10 protein-coding genes are annotated in these 13,571 nt (G+C 74.4%); 9 read left to right on the plus strand and 1 reads right to left on the minus strand.

Going from position 1 to position 13,571, the window contains the following annotated elements:
* Positions 1-225 precede the first annotated feature (225 nt).
* The 3 genes from ACFV04_RS30500 to ACFV04_RS30510 all read left to right on the plus strand — a co-directional run bounded on the left by ACFV04_RS30500 (position 226) and on the right by ACFV04_RS30510 (position 6,412).
* Positions 226-498 (plus strand): WhiB family transcriptional regulator, encoded by a 273-nt coding sequence (locus tag ACFV04_RS30500; RefSeq protein ID WP_188299667.1) that lies wholly within the window; start codon positions 226-228, stop codon positions 496-498.
* 307 nt (positions 499-805) lie between these two features.
* The gene (locus tag ACFV04_RS30505; RefSeq protein ID WP_380343860.1) at positions 806-4,678 is read left to right on the plus strand and encodes a glycosyltransferase; all 3,873 of its coding nucleotides are present in this window, start codon (positions 806-808) and stop codon (positions 4,676-4,678) included.
* A 6-nt stretch (positions 4,679-4,684) separates the two neighbouring features.
* Positions 4,685-6,412, plus strand: coding sequence for a DUF5719 family protein (locus ACFV04_RS30510; RefSeq protein WP_380533904.1), 1,728 nt, complete (start codon positions 4,685-4,687; stop codon positions 6,410-6,412).
* A 61-nt stretch (positions 6,413-6,473) separates the two neighbouring features.
* On the opposite strand, the gene ACFV04_RS30515 is transcribed toward ACFV04_RS30510, so the two are convergent.
* A complete protein-coding gene (locus ACFV04_RS30515) occupies positions 6,474-6,926 on the minus strand; it encodes a metallopeptidase family protein (RefSeq protein WP_360266225.1) in 453 nt (150 codons plus the stop codon).
* Positions 6,927-7,090: 164 nt separating this feature from the next.
* Here ACFV04_RS30515 and ACFV04_RS30520 point away from each other — a divergent pair, with 164 nt between their 5' ends.
* The 6 genes from ACFV04_RS30520 (at position 7,091) to ahcY (ending at position 13,494) form a co-directional block, all read left to right on the plus strand.
* On the plus strand, positions 7,091-7,456 hold the full coding sequence (locus ACFV04_RS30520) for a DUF3499 domain-containing protein (protein ID WP_360266228.1): 366 nt from the start codon (positions 7,091-7,093) through the stop codon (positions 7,454-7,456).
* Positions 7,457-7,589: 133 nt separating this feature from the next.
* Positions 7,590-8,975: a phosphomannomutase/phosphoglucomutase gene (locus ACFV04_RS30525; protein WP_380533907.1), complete on the plus strand. Its 1,386-nt coding sequence runs from the start codon at positions 7,590-7,592 to the stop codon at positions 8,973-8,975.
* A 175-nt stretch (positions 8,976-9,150) separates the two neighbouring features.
* Positions 9,151-9,333, plus strand: coding sequence for a Trm112 family protein (locus tag ACFV04_RS30530; protein ID WP_097237660.1), 183 nt, complete (start codon positions 9,151-9,153; stop codon positions 9,331-9,333).
* Positions 9,334-9,392: 59 nt separating this feature from the next.
* Complete coding sequence (locus ACFV04_RS30535; RefSeq protein ID WP_380533909.1) at positions 9,393-10,643, plus strand: SIS domain-containing protein; 1,251 nt, start codon at positions 9,393-9,395, stop codon at positions 10,641-10,643.
* A gap of 80 nt (positions 10,644-10,723) precedes the next feature.
* On the plus strand, positions 10,724-11,701 hold the full coding sequence (locus ACFV04_RS30540; protein ID WP_380533911.1) for a cation diffusion facilitator family transporter: 978 nt from the start codon (positions 10,724-10,726) through the stop codon (positions 11,699-11,701).
* Positions 11,702-12,045: 344 nt separating this feature from the next.
* Positions 12,046-13,494 (plus strand): adenosylhomocysteinase, encoded by a 1,449-nt coding sequence (gene ahcY, locus ACFV04_RS30545; RefSeq protein ID WP_360266240.1) that lies wholly within the window; start codon positions 12,046-12,048, stop codon positions 13,492-13,494.
* Positions 13,495-13,571 lie beyond the last annotated feature (77 nt).

Below are 13,571 nucleotides of genomic sequence, written 5' to 3' on the forward strand. Positions count from 1 at the left end.
CGGACGGTTCGGCGCAGTTCAGGGCCTTGAGGCGGAAGGTCCGTTGTGTCCGAATATGTACACTATTCGTAACGGCTTGGTGCCGGGGAGTGAATCCTGGCCCCAATACCAGAGCTCGGCTTGACTGGGCCAGAGTGACGCAACTGTAATTTCACTCGTGTCGTCAGCCGCACGAGGCAACGGCAACCACGGGGACGCCAAGTAGGGGCAGAGGAGGCGCGCCACATGAGCGAGCTCTTTGAGCTGTTGATCGGGGACGGCATCACGGAGGACGAGGAGGAACTCGGCTGGCAGGAGCGCGCGTTGTGCGCCCAGACCGACCCCGAGTCCTTCTTCCCCGAGAAGGGCGGCTCGACCCGCGAGGCCAAGAAGGTCTGCCTCGCTTGCGAGGTCCGCTCGGAGTGCCTGGAGTACGCCCTCGCCAATGACGAGCGCTTCGGCATCTGGGGCGGTCTCTCCGAGCGCGAGCGCCGTCGGCTCAAGAAGAGCGCGGTCTGACGGGCCGGCCCACCGGCCCCGCTGACCTTTCGACAACGACGGACAACCGCACAGCTGTACGGGCGCCTCACCGCGGTGGTGGGGCGCTTTCGCGTTCCCGGCCCCTTCCCGCCTCCCCGCCGCCGCTGCCTCCCCGCGGCCTCCGCCGCCGCCTCCCCCGCAGCCTCCGCGGTCCCCTCCGCCGTCTCCTTCACCGTCCCCGCACCGGCCTCCCGGACGAAGCGTCCACCCGGAGCCGTTAGTGTGGTGCGCCATCCGGTTGCCGTTCACCGGCTGTGTCCACCGAGAACTGGGGCCCGCGCACTCGATGACCGTCTACAGCCACCAGAGCGGCTTCACCGCTTCCCGGCCACCCGCCTACCCGCGCCACCTGGTCACCGCGGTGATCGTCTCGCACGACGGCGCCCGCTGGCTGCCCCAGGCGCTGGCGGGACTGCTCGGGCAGGACCGCCAGGTCCAGCGCGTCCTCGCGGTCGACACCGGCTCCACCGACAGCTCCCCGCAGCTGCTCGCCGACACCCTCGCCGACTGGCTCCCCGAGAGCGGCCCGCTCGTCCTCGGCCGCAGGGCCGGCTTCGGCACCGCCGTCGCCGAGGCCGTCTTCAACAGCCCGCCGCTGCGCCCCGAGGACCTGCCCTACCGGCTCGACCCCTCCGGCTACGACCCGGTCACCGGCGGCTGGGACGACTTCGGCGACCCGCTCGCCCAGGAGGACGACCTCGGCCGCGGCGGCCCGCGCGAGACCCAGCCGGTCGAGTGGCTCTGGCTGCTGCACGACGACTGCGAGCCGCAGACCGACGCGCTGCGCCGCCTGCTCCAGGTCGCCGACTCCACCCCCAGTGCCGCCGTGGTCGGCCCCAAGCTGCGCAGCTGGTACGACCGCCGGCAGCTCCTTGAGGTCGGCGTGACGATCGCCCGCTCCGGGCGGCGCTGGACCGGCCTCGACCGCCGTGAGCAGGACCAGGGTCAGCACGACCAGGTCCGCCCGGTGCTCGCCGTCTCCAGCGCCGGCATGCTGGTGCGCCGGGACGTCTTCGAGGAGCTCGGCGGCTTCGACAAGGCCCTCCCGCTGATGCGGGACGACACCGACTTCTGCTGGCGGGTCAACGCCGCCGGCCACCGCGTCGTGATCGCCCCCGACGCGGTGCTGCGGCACGCCGAGGCCTCCGCCCGCGAACGCCGCGCCATCGACTGCGCCTCCTCCCACCCGCACCGGGTGGACAAGGCCGGTGCCGTCTACTCGCTGCTGGCCAACTGCCGGGGCGCGCTCTTCCCCTACGTCCTGCTGCGACTGGTGCTCGGCACCCTGCTGCGGGCCGTCACCAACCTGCTCGGCAAGGACCCGCGCCAGGCCGTCGACGAGCTCGCCGGTCTCGGCCACGAACTCGTCCGGTTCCCGAGGCTGCTGGCCGCGCGCAAACGCCGCGCCCGGACCAGGGCGGCGGACGCCCTGGACGACCGCACGCTCTTCCCGGCGCCCGGCGCCACCACCCGGCTGGCCGTCGAAGGCGTCATCGGCTCGCTCGGGATAGGGGGCAGTGACGACACCGGCAGCCGGCACGGCTCGGCCGAGGCCGGCGGCGACGACGACTCCGAGGACCTGGTCGTCGAGCAGTTCGCGCTGATCAAGAAGCTCGCCCGGCGCCCCGCGCCGGTGCTCTTCGCGGCCCTGCTGGTGTTCGCCCTGATCGCCTGCCGCGGCCTGTTCGGCAGCGGCGAGCTCTTCGGCGGCGCGCTGCTGCCCGCCTCCGACGGCGCGAGCGGCCTCTGGTCGATGTACGCGGACGCCTGGCACCCGGTCGGTACGGGCTCCACCGCCGCCGCACCGCCGTACCTCGGTGTGCTCGCGGTGCTGTCCTGGCTGCTGTTCGACCACGCCGACCTCGCGCTCACCCTGCTCGTCGTGCTCACCGTCCCGCTGTCCGCGGTCAGCGCCTACCTGGTGTCCCGGCCGCTGCTGGACTCCAAGCTCGTCCGCGCCTGGGCCAGTGCCACCTACGCGCTGCTGCCCGCCGCGACCGGCGCGCTCGCCCAGGGCCGGATCGGCACCGCCGTCCTCGCCGTGCTGCTGCCGCCGCTGGCCCGCGCCGCCGCGATCGCGGCCGGTCTCGGCATCCGGGACGAGAGTGCCGCCAAGGGCGCCCGCCCGGGCTGGCGGCCGGTCTGGATGGCCGTCCTGCTGCTCGGTCTGGCCACCGCCTTCGTCCCGCTGACCTGGGCGCTCGCCGTTCCGCTCTGCCTCGCGATGCTCGTCGCCGCGGTCGTGCGCGGCGGTGCCTTCGGCTCCGGCGGTACGGCGCTGCGGCTGCTCGGGCTGCGCGTCCTGGTGATCCTCGCGGTCCCGGTCGCGGTGCTGGCCCCGTGGTCGCTCAAGGTGCTGTCGCACCCGCAGTCGCTGCTGCTGGAGGCCGGGCTGCCCGGTCTGCACGGCACCGGTGCGAGCGCGGCCGGCCTGTTGCTGGTCAACCCGGGCGGCGCCGGCGTGCCGCCGATCTGGCTGTCGGTGGGCGTCGTCCTCGCCGCGCTCGCCGCGCTGCTGCGCGCCGACCGCCGCCGCGCGGTGCTCGCCGCCTGGGGCGCGGCCGGCGCGGGCCTGGTCTTCTCGGTCGTGGTGGCCGGTGCCTCCGTCACCCCGGCCTCCGGCGGTCCGGCGGTCCCCGCCTGGGCCGGCCCGGCCACCCTGATCGCCGGTATCGCCCTGCTGGCCGCGGCCGCGATCGGCGCCGACGGCGCCAACGCCCGCGTCGCCGGGATCGCCTTCGGCTGGCGCCAGCCGGTCGCCGCCCTGGTGGTGGCCACCGCGGTGCTGGCCCCGCTGGGCACCGGCCTGTGGTGGGCGCTGACCGGCGCCGGCAAGCCGCTGCACCGCGCCGACAGCGGTCAGGTGCCCGCCTTCATCGCCGAGGAGGCCGGCACCACCGACCGTTCCCGCACCCTCGTCGTCACCGGCGAGAAGAGCGGCGGCGCCGTCCGCTACACCGTGGTGCGCGGCGCCGGCCTGACGCTCGGCCAGGCCGAGTCCACCGTCGACCCGGCGACCGGCACCCAGGACGGCCTCAACCGGATGGTCGGCAGCCTGCTGGCCGGCTCCGGCGCCGACCAGGCCAACGCCCTGGCCGGCTACGGCATCGCCTACGTGCTGGTCGAGCAGCCGGTGATCGACGTCTTCCGGGACGTCCTGGACACCACGCCCGGCCTGGTCAAGACCAACCAGGACAACGGCACCGCGCTGTGGCAGGTCAGCGGTGCCCCCGCCGTCCGCGCGGTGATCACCGGCCCGGGCACCACCCCGGTGGTCGTCCCGTCCGGTGCCCGCGACCTCGCGGCCACCGTCCCGGCCGGTCCGGACGGCCGCGTGCTGCGGCTCGCCGAGTCGGCCGCGCCCGAGTGGAAGGCCACCGTGGACGGCACCGCGCTGGAGCCCACCACGGTCGACGGCTGGGCGCAGGGCTTCAAGCTCCCGGCCGGCGGTGGCAAGCTGACCGTCACCCGGGAGGGCAGCCTCGCCCACACCGGCTGGATCTGGGGCCAGGTGCTGCTCGGCCTGACCATCCTGGTGCTGGCCCTGCCCGGCCGCCGCAACCACAACGACGACGACCTGCCCGAGGAGGTGGTGGCCGCCGCCGCGCTGGCCGCCGCCGCCCAGGCGCAGGCCCCCGCCCCCGGCAGCCGCCGGGCCCGCCGGATGGCCGAGCGCGGCGAGGGCGGCGAGCCCGGCGCCGACGAGGCCGGGGTGTACGAGGGCCGGCCGGGCGCGGTCCCGGCGCAGCCGGCCGGCGAACCGGTGACCGAGGCGGTCCAGGCGGCCGCCGCCGTCCAGGAGGCCGAGCCGTACAGCGACCCGTACCAGACGTACCAGCAGGCCGACCCGTACAGCTACGACCAGTACGCGGCCCAGCAGCCGGTGGCCGCGCCCTACGGCGGCCAGGGCTACGAGACCCAGGGCTACGAGACCCAGGGGTACGACGGACAGGGCTACGACGGCGGACAGGCCTACCCCCAGCAGGGCTACGAGCAGCCGTACCCGTCGGAGCAGCCGCAGTACGGCTACGACGGGTACCAGCAGCCCGAGCACCAGCAGCCCTGGCTGCCGGGGCAGCCGCAGGCCGAGCCCTACTACGACCCGAACGACCCCAACGGGACCGGCCGGTACCCGCACCAGCCCGGATCGGGGAGCTGACCCGCGATGAAGAAGCCCGCATTCAGGAAGAAGCCCGGCGCCGACGAGGCCCCCGAGCCGGTCGGCACCGCCCCCGCGCCGGAGTCGTCCGCGCCCGACCCGGCCGGCGCGCCCGGCCGGTTCGCCGGCAAGGCCGGCGGGACGAGGACGACCCCGTCCCTGCTCGCCGCGGCCGTGGTGCTCGCGGCGGTGTTCGGGATCGCCCAGGTGCGCCCGCCGGCCGCCCCGGCCTCGGCGGACGGGGGAGCGGCCCCCAGCACCGCGCAGGTCGAGCGGACCGGCGCGGTCTGCCCGCAGCCCCTGCAGGGCCTGACCGGCTCGACCACGCTCTCCGCCTACACCCCGCCCGGGAGCGGCTCCGCCACCGGCGGCTCCGGCTGGCTGTCGGACGCGGCCGCGCCCGCCGTGCCCGCCGCCCAGCCCTCCGGCACCCCCTCGGCCCCGGCCACCCCGACGGCCACCACGCCGGCCCCGACCGGCTCGGGCGCGCCGACCACCGCCCCGGCCCAGGACAAGAACGCCGCACCCGCGGACGCCCGGCTGACCCTGACCAAGCCCGGCACGCCCGCGACCGGCCCGGCGGCCAACGGGGACACCGCGTCCGGCACCGGAGCGGTCGCCACCGGCGCCCTCGCCCCCGGCTTCACCGTCACCCAGACCACCGTGGTCACCGAGCAGCGCGGCCTCGGCCTGTCCGGCGTCACCTGCACCCCGGCCGGCACCGGCTTCTGGTTCGCCGGGGCCAGCACGGCCGGCGACCGCGTCGACTACCTGAGCCTGGTCAACACCGAGTCCTCCGCCGCGGTGGTCGACATCAAGCTGTACGGCGACAAGGGCCTGATCGAGAACGACGCCGCCAACGGCCTGACCGTCGCCCCGGGCAGCTCCCAGGCCGTCCTGCTGTCGACCCTCACCAAGGGCGCCGTCGCCGACCTCGCCGTGCACGTGGTGGTCCGCTCCGGCCGGATCGGTGCCGCCCTGCACGCCGCCGACGGCAACAAGGGCGCCGACTGGATCCCCGCCTCGGCCGCCCCGGCCGACACCCAGGTGCTGCCCGGCCTGCCGGCGGACACCGCCTCGGCCCGCCTGGTGGTCTGGGCGCCGCCGGAGGACGACGCCGACCTGAAGATCCAGCTCTCCGGCAAGAACGGCTGGTTCACCCCGGCCGGCAACGAGTCGATCCACGTCAAGGCGGGCATGGTGGCCGCCGTCGACCTCGGCAAGGTCACCCGTGACGAGGTCGCCGGCCTGCGGCTGTCGCCCAGTGACCCCAAGCACCCCACCCCCGTCGTGGCCGGGCTGCGGGTCGACCGGGCGGCGGCCAACGGCAAGTCCGACGCGGCCTGGCTCACCGGCAGCAACCCGGTCGGCGCCCGCGCCACCGTCGCCGACAACCGGACCGGCGCCTCCACGCTCTACCTGACCTCCGCCGGCGACGCCGCCACCGTCCGGGTCACCGCCTCGGCCGGCAGCGGCGGCGGCACCCCGGCCACCAAGGAGGTCCAGATCCCGGCCGGCGGCACCGTCGCCCTCCCGGCGCCCGAGCCCGCCGGGCTGAACGGGGTCTTCGCGCTCACCGTGGAGACCGTCTCCGGCGGCCCCGTGGTCGCCGCCCGGATGCTCTCCATCCCCGCCAAGGACGTGCCGATGTTCACCGTCCAGGCGCTGCGCGACGACCACAGCACCGTCAAGGTCCCGCAGGCCGCCCAGGACCCGGGCGTCGTCCTGCGCTGAGCAAGCCGAAGGGGCGGCACCGCGTGGTGCCGCCCCGGACCCCGGCCGAACCGGCCCCGGCTCAGTCCTCGTCGTAGCGCGGGTCGATGGCGTCCGGCGAGAGGCCCAGCAACTCGGCGACCTGCTCGATCAGGATCTCGTGCACCAGCGCCGCGCGGTCCTCCCGGGTCTTCGCCCGGATCTCCACCGGCCGCCGGTACACCACGATCTGACTCTTGCGCCCCTGCGTGCCCGGGGACACCCGCCCCAGCGGCACGCCGTCCTCGGCGTCGGCGCCGTCCGGCTCGTGCAGCGGCACCTCCTGGACGGCGAACTCCACCTCGATCAGCTGCGGCCAACGCCGTTCCAGTCGTTCCACCGACTCGCGCACGTAGTCGTCGAACAGTTCGGAGCGGGTGAGCGAGATCGGCACCTGCGGGGGCGCCAGCGGGCCGCGCAGCCCCCTGCCGTGCCGGTCGCGGTGCCGGGGGCGGCGCGCTGGGCCTGTCGATGACTGCGGTGCGGAGCTGTCCATATCACTGCCGAGAGTAGTCCTTGGACGGTCGGAAGTGGACCACTCCGACGGGGAAACGCCCGGGGCGGCCGATACGCGGCCCCGGCGCCCGGAGGGCGACACGGCACACCCTCCGGGCAGGCGGTCTTCGCTCCCCGGCGGGGAGTGCGGTACCGTCCACCCTCGTGAGCTCTGTACGTCGTTGTTCGCGGACCGCGTGCGGCCGGCCGGCCGTCGCGACGCTGACGTACGTCTACGCGGATTCCACCGCCGTCCTGGGCCCCCTCGCGACCTACGCCGAGCCGCACTGCTACGACCTGTGCGCCGAGCACGCCGAGCGCCTCACCGCCCCGCGCGGCTGGGAGGTCGTCCGGCTCGCCGCCGAGGCCGGGCCGCTGCGCCGCAGCAGCGACGACCTGGAGGCCCTCGCCAACGCCGTGCGCGAGGCCGCCCGCCCGCAGACCCCCCGTCAGGGCCGCGCACCCGAGGGCGATTCCACCGAGGGCAGCCGTCGCGGCCACCTCCGGGTCCTGCGCTCGCCCGACAACTGACGACTCTCCCGCACGGGGCGTTCGTCCGGCCCGGGTACGCTGCCCGTCTACCGTCACTGCGTCCGTCGACCGGACGGGCGGTGGGCCCCGACGTATCCCGACCGACCAGTACAGAGACCAGGGTGGAGCCGCAGTGCGCGACCTCAAGCAGCTCGTGAAGGCGTACGACGTCCGAGGCGTCGTCCCGGACCAGTGGGACGAGAGCCTGTCCCGGGCCTTCGGTGCCGCGTTCGTCCAGGTCACCGGCGCGTCCGCGATCGTGGTCGGCCACGACATGCGCCCCTCCTCCCCGTCGCTCAGCCTGGCCTTCGCCGAGGGCGCCGCGGCCTACGGCGCCGACGTGGTGCGGATCGGGCTCTGCTCGACCGACCAGCTCTACTACGCCAGCGGCAAGCTCGACCTGCCCGGCGCGATGTTCACCGCCAGCCACAACCCGGCCCAGTACAACGGCATCAAGCTGTGCCGGGCCGGCGCCGCCCCGGTCGGTCAGGACACCGGCCTGGCCGAGATCCGCGAGCTGGTCGAGTCCTGGACCGCCGCCGACGACACCGTCACGGTCCCGGCCAGGGACGTGAAGCCCGGCGCGCTCTCCGAGCAGGAGACCCTGCGCGGCTACGCCGACCACCTGCTGGGCCTGGTCGACCTCACCGCGATCCGCCCGCTCAAGGTCGCGGTCGACGCCGGCAACGGCATGGGCGGCCACACCGTGCCGACCGTCTTCGACGGCCTGCCGATCGACCTCGTCCCGATGTACTTCGAGCTGGACGGCACCTTCCCCAACCACGAGGCCAACCCGCTCGACCCGAAGAACCTGGTCGACCTGCAGGCCAAGGTCCGCGAGGTCGGCGCCGACGTGGGCCTGGCCTTCGACGGCGACGCCGACCGCTGCTTCGTCGTGGACGAGCGCGGCGAGCCGGTCTCCCCGTCCGCGATCACCGCCCTGGTCGCCGCCCGCGAGATCGCCCGTGCCCAGGCCGCCGGCGAGGCCGAGCCGACGATCATCCACAACCTGATCACCTCCTGGACCGTCCCCGAGGTGGTCCGCGAGCTGGGTGCCAAGCCCGTGCGCACCCGGGTCGGCCACTCCTTCATCAAGCAGGAGATGGCCGTCACCGACGCCGTCTTCGGCGGCGAGCACTCCGCCCACTACTACTTCCGCGACTTCTGGCGCGCCGACACCGGCATGCTGGCCGCGCTGCACGTGCTGGCCGCGCTCGGCGGGCAGCAGGGCACGCTGTCCGAGCTCACCGCCGAGTACGACCGCTACGCGGCCTCCGGCGAGATCAACAGCACCGTCGACGACCAGGCCGCCAGCACCGCCGCCGTCCGCGCCGCCTACGCGGACGCGGAGGGCACCACCGTGGACGAGCTGGACGGCCTGACCGTGGCCGGCCCGGACTGGTGGTTCAACCTGCGCGCCTCCAACACCGAGCCGCTGCTGCGCCTGAACGTCGAGGCCAAGGACCCGGCGAAGATGGCCGAGCTGCGCGACGGCGTGCTCGCCCTCGTCCGCGGCTGAGCTCCGCAGCTGCGCTGCGCGGCTGCGCTCCGAGCCTGAGCTCCGCAGCTGCGCTCCGAGGCTGAGCTCGGCGACTGAGCGAAGCGCGCCTCACCCGAGGCGCTCGTGCCCCGGCCGGTAGGGTTGCCTATCGGCCGGGGCACCTCCGTGCCACCACCGAACTATGGAGAGCCCCATGAAGCTCGAATCCTTCCTGCTGGAGATCCTGGTCTGCCCGCAGTGCCGGGCCGCTCTCGCCGAGGGCGGCACCGAGGAGCAGCCCGAGCTGGTCTGCACCGGCGCGGACTGCGGCCTCGCGTACCCCGTCCGCGACGGCATTCCGGTCCTCCTGGTGGACGAGGCCCGCCGCCCGGCCTGATCCTTGGGGCGAAGCCCCACCCCGCCAGCCGCCCAGGACCGCAGCCGGAGGCCCGCCGCATGCTCGACGACACCCTGCTCGACGACCCGGCCGCCCTCCAGCGCGCGGACCGGGACGGTGCCCTGCTGGCCCTGGCCGGTGCCGGTGCCCGGGTCCGCACCGCGCTGCGGCAGGCCGACGCGGCCGGCCTCGACCGGCTGCGCCCGGACGGCCGCCCGCGCGCCGTCCTGGTCGCCGGACACGGCAGCGCGCTCACCGCGGCCGGGATGCTGGCCGCGCTGGCCGGCACCGCGAGCCTGGTCGTGCCGCTGCCGCCGGCCGAGGCGGCCGCCCCGCGCGCCGACCGGGCCGGCGCCCCGCCCGCCTTCACCACCGGGCTCGGCTGGCAGCTGCCCGGCTGGGCCGGCCCGCTCGACCTGCTGGTGATCAGCTCCGCCGCCGGCGGCGAGCAGGGCCTGGTCGGCCTCGCCGAGCAGGCCTACGCGCGCGGCTGCGCGGTCGTCGTCACCGCCCCGGCGGGCAGCGCGCTGGCCGAGGCCGCCCTGCAGGTGCGCGCGCTGCCCCTGCCGTACGTGACCTCGGTGCTGCCCGAGGACGGGCGGCCCGCCGTCGCGGCCGCCGAGCCCGACCTGCCGCCCGAGGACCCGGCCGCGCTCTGGTCCCACCTCGCCCCGCTGCTGGCGCTCGCCCAGAAGATCGGCCTCACCCAGCTGCCGTACGACGCGCTGCCGGGCGTCGCCGACCTGCTGGACGCCACCGCCGTGCGTTGCCGCCCCGACGCCGCCGCGTACACCAACCCGGCGAAGGGACTGGCCGCTCGGCTGGCCGGGACGGTTCCGCTGCTGTGGGCCGAGGGCCCGATCGCCGGCGCCGCCGCCGACCGCTTCGCCGCCCAGCTGGCCGACCGGGCCGGACGGCCGGCGCTGGCCGGGGAACTGCCGCAGGTGCTCACCGCCCACCGCGGCATGTTCACCGGGCAGCTGGGCGCGGGCGCCGACCCGGACGACTTCTTCCGTGACCGGGTCGAGGAGCCGGACCCGCTGCACCTGCAGGTCCTGCTGCTGAGGCACGCCCCGGGCCCGGCCGGCGGAGCGTCGGACGAGCAGGACGGGCCGGCCGAGGTGCCGGAGGAGGACACGGGCCCGCGCAGCTTCGGGGTGACCCGGGCACACCGGCTGGCCGCCGCGCACGACGTCCGGCTGACCGAGTACGCGAGCGCCCGGCCGGACGTGCTGCACGCCCTGGTCGACCTGGTCGCGCTGACCGACTTCGCCGCCGTCTACCTGGGCCTCGCTGCCGCGCAGTCCTGAGACGGTCGAACGGGCCGGGCCGCGCGGCCGGTACGGTAAGCGGTCGACGACGCTGACCGACCCCGTGAGGACACCCAGGCATGAGCACCGAAGGCGGCACCAAGGCACTGGTGGCGGCGCTGTCCGCGAACCTGGCGATCGCGGCGGCCAAGTTCGCCGCCTTCGGCTTCACCGGCTCGTCCTCGATGCTGGCCGAGGGCGTGCACTCGGTGGCCGACTCCGGCAACCAGGTGCTGCTGCTGGTCGGCGGCAAGCGGGCCCGCCGGGAGGCGGACGAGGAGCACCCGTTCGGGTACGGCCGCGAGCGCTACGTGTACGCCTTCCTGGTGGCCATCGTGCTGTTCAGCGTCGGTGGCCTGTTCGCGATCTACGAGGGCTGGCACAAGGTCAACCACCCGGAGGCGCTGGACTCCTGGGTCTGGGCGGTCGGCGTGCTGGTCTTCGCCATCGCGATGGAGGGCTGGTCCTTCCTCACCGCGATGCGGGAGTCGGCGAAGATGAAGGGCAACCGGAGCTGGGTGCAGTTCATCCGCACCGCCAAGGCGCCGGAGCTGCCCGTCGTGCTGCTGGAGGACACCGGCGCGCTGATCGGCCTGGTGCTCGCGCTGTTCGGCGTCTCGCTCACCGTGATCACCGGTGACGGCGTCTGGGACGGCATCGGCACCCTGTGCATCGGTGTCCTGCTGGTGGTGATCGCCGTGGTGCTCGCCATGGAGACCAAGTCGCTGCTGCTCGGCGAGTCCGCCGACAAGGACGCGGTGCGCCGGATCCGCGAGGCGCTGGTGGACGGCCGCTCCGTGACCCGGGTGATCCACATGCGGACCATGCACCTCGGCCCGGAGGAGCTGCTGGTCGCCGCCAAGATCGGCGTCAATGCCGAGGACAGTGCCGCCCTGGTGGCGGAGGCCATCGACGCGGCCGAGGAGCGGGTCCGGGCCGCCGTCCCGATCGCGCGGGCCATCTACCTGGAGCCCGACGTCTACAGCGCGGAGAAGGCCGCGGCGGGCGAGGACCCGGCCGCCACGCCCGGCGGGCCGGGCCCGGAAGCCGCGCACTGACGCCCCTCCGCCCCGCCCCGAGCGGGCGGCGGAGCCGCACTGGAGCCCCGGTCGGGCCGGGGGCCGAAATCGGTCATCGGCAGACGGCCGGTGGGGCCGTCGGTGTAGATTCGTCACCAGAGCCAGAACGTCGCTGCTGATGGCGGTCGATCGGCGGTCCGCGCCCGTAGGGTGTGCGCCGGTCGAGGGAGAGAGGTCCTCCGACGGTTTGTGCTGCGCAACAGGGAGCCGGTCCGCCACCGCGGGGACCCGGCGGCCCGGGCGTAGCCGTGCACCCGTACGGCCTGCCGCGCGCGACACACGACCGGACCTTCGGCCCCACCCCATCAGCGAGGAGCAGACGCATGTCCAGCGACACCACCGGTGACTTCAAGGTCGCCGACCTTTCCCTGGCGCCGTTCGGCCGCAAGGAGATCCAGCTGGCCGAGCACGAGATGCCCGGCCTCATGTCCATCCGCGCCGAGTACGCCGAGTCGAAGCCGCTGGCCGGCGCCCGCATCACCGGCTCGCTGCACATGACGATCCAGACCGCCGTGCTGATCGAGACCCTGACGGCGCTCGGTGCCGAGGTCCGCTGGTGCTCCTGCAACATCTTCTCCACCCAGGACCACGCGGCCGCGGCCATCGCCGTCGGCCCGGAGGGCACCCCGGAGAACCCGCAGGGCATCCCGGTCTTCGCCTGGAAGGGCGAGACCCTGGAGGAGTACTGGTGGTGCACCGAGCAGGCGCTGACCTGGCCTGACGGCAAGACCCCGAACATGATCCTGGACGACGGCGGCGACGCCACCCTGCTGATCCACAAGGGTGTCGAGTTCGAGAAGGCCGGCAGCGCGCCGGACCCGTCCACCGCGGACAACGACGAGTTCCGGATCATCCTGGAGCTGCTCAACCGCACCCTGAAGGACACCCCGAACAAGTGGACCGAGGTCGCCGCCACCATCAAGGGCGTGACCGAGGAGACCACCACCGGTGTCCACCGTCTGTACGAGATGCACCGTGACGGCCAGCTGCTGTTCCCGGCCATCAACGTCAACGACTCGGTCACCAAGTCGAAGTTCGACAACAAGTACGGCTGCCGCCACTCGCTCATCGACGGCATCAACCGTGCCACCGACGTCCTGATCGGCGGAAAGGTCGCGGTCGTCTGCGGCTACGGCGACGTCGGCAAGGGCTGCGCCGAGTCGCTGCGCGGCCAGGGCGCCCGCGTCATCGTCACCGAGATCGACCCGATCTGCGCGCTCCAGGCGGCGATGGACGGCTACCAGGTCGCCACCCTGGAGGACGTCGTCGAGACCGCCGACATCTTCATCACCACCACCGGCAACAAGGACATCATCCTGGCCTCCCACATGGCGCGGATGAAGCACCAGGCCATCGTCGGCAACATCGGCCACTTCGACAACGAGATCGACATGGCCGGCCTGGCGCAGCTGCCGGGCGTCGTGAAGACCGAGGTCAAGCCGCAGGTCCACGAGTGGCGCAAGGCCGACGGTCGCACCATCATCGTCCTCTCCGAGGGCCGCCTGCTGAACCTGGGCAACGCGACCGGCCACCCGTCCTTCGTGATGTCCAACTCCTTCGCCAACCAGACGATCGCCCAGATCGAGCTGTTCACGAAGACCGAGCAGTACCCGATCGGCGTCTACGTGCTGCCGAAGCACCTGGACGAGAAGGTCGCGCGCCTGCACCTCGACGCGCTGGGCGTGAAGCTGACCACCCTGACCCAGGACCAGGCCGACTACATCGGCGTTCCGGTCGAGGGCCCGTACAAGCCGGAGCAGTACCGCTACTGATGCGGTGCCGCTGAGGTACTGACGCCGGTGGCCGGCACCCCGAGCGGGGTGCCGGCCACCGGCGCGTCCGGCCGGTG

Source organism: Kitasatospora sp. NPDC059599 (assembly GCF_042735125.1).
GTDB lineage: Bacteria > Actinomycetota > Actinomycetes > Streptomycetales > Streptomycetaceae > Kitasatospora.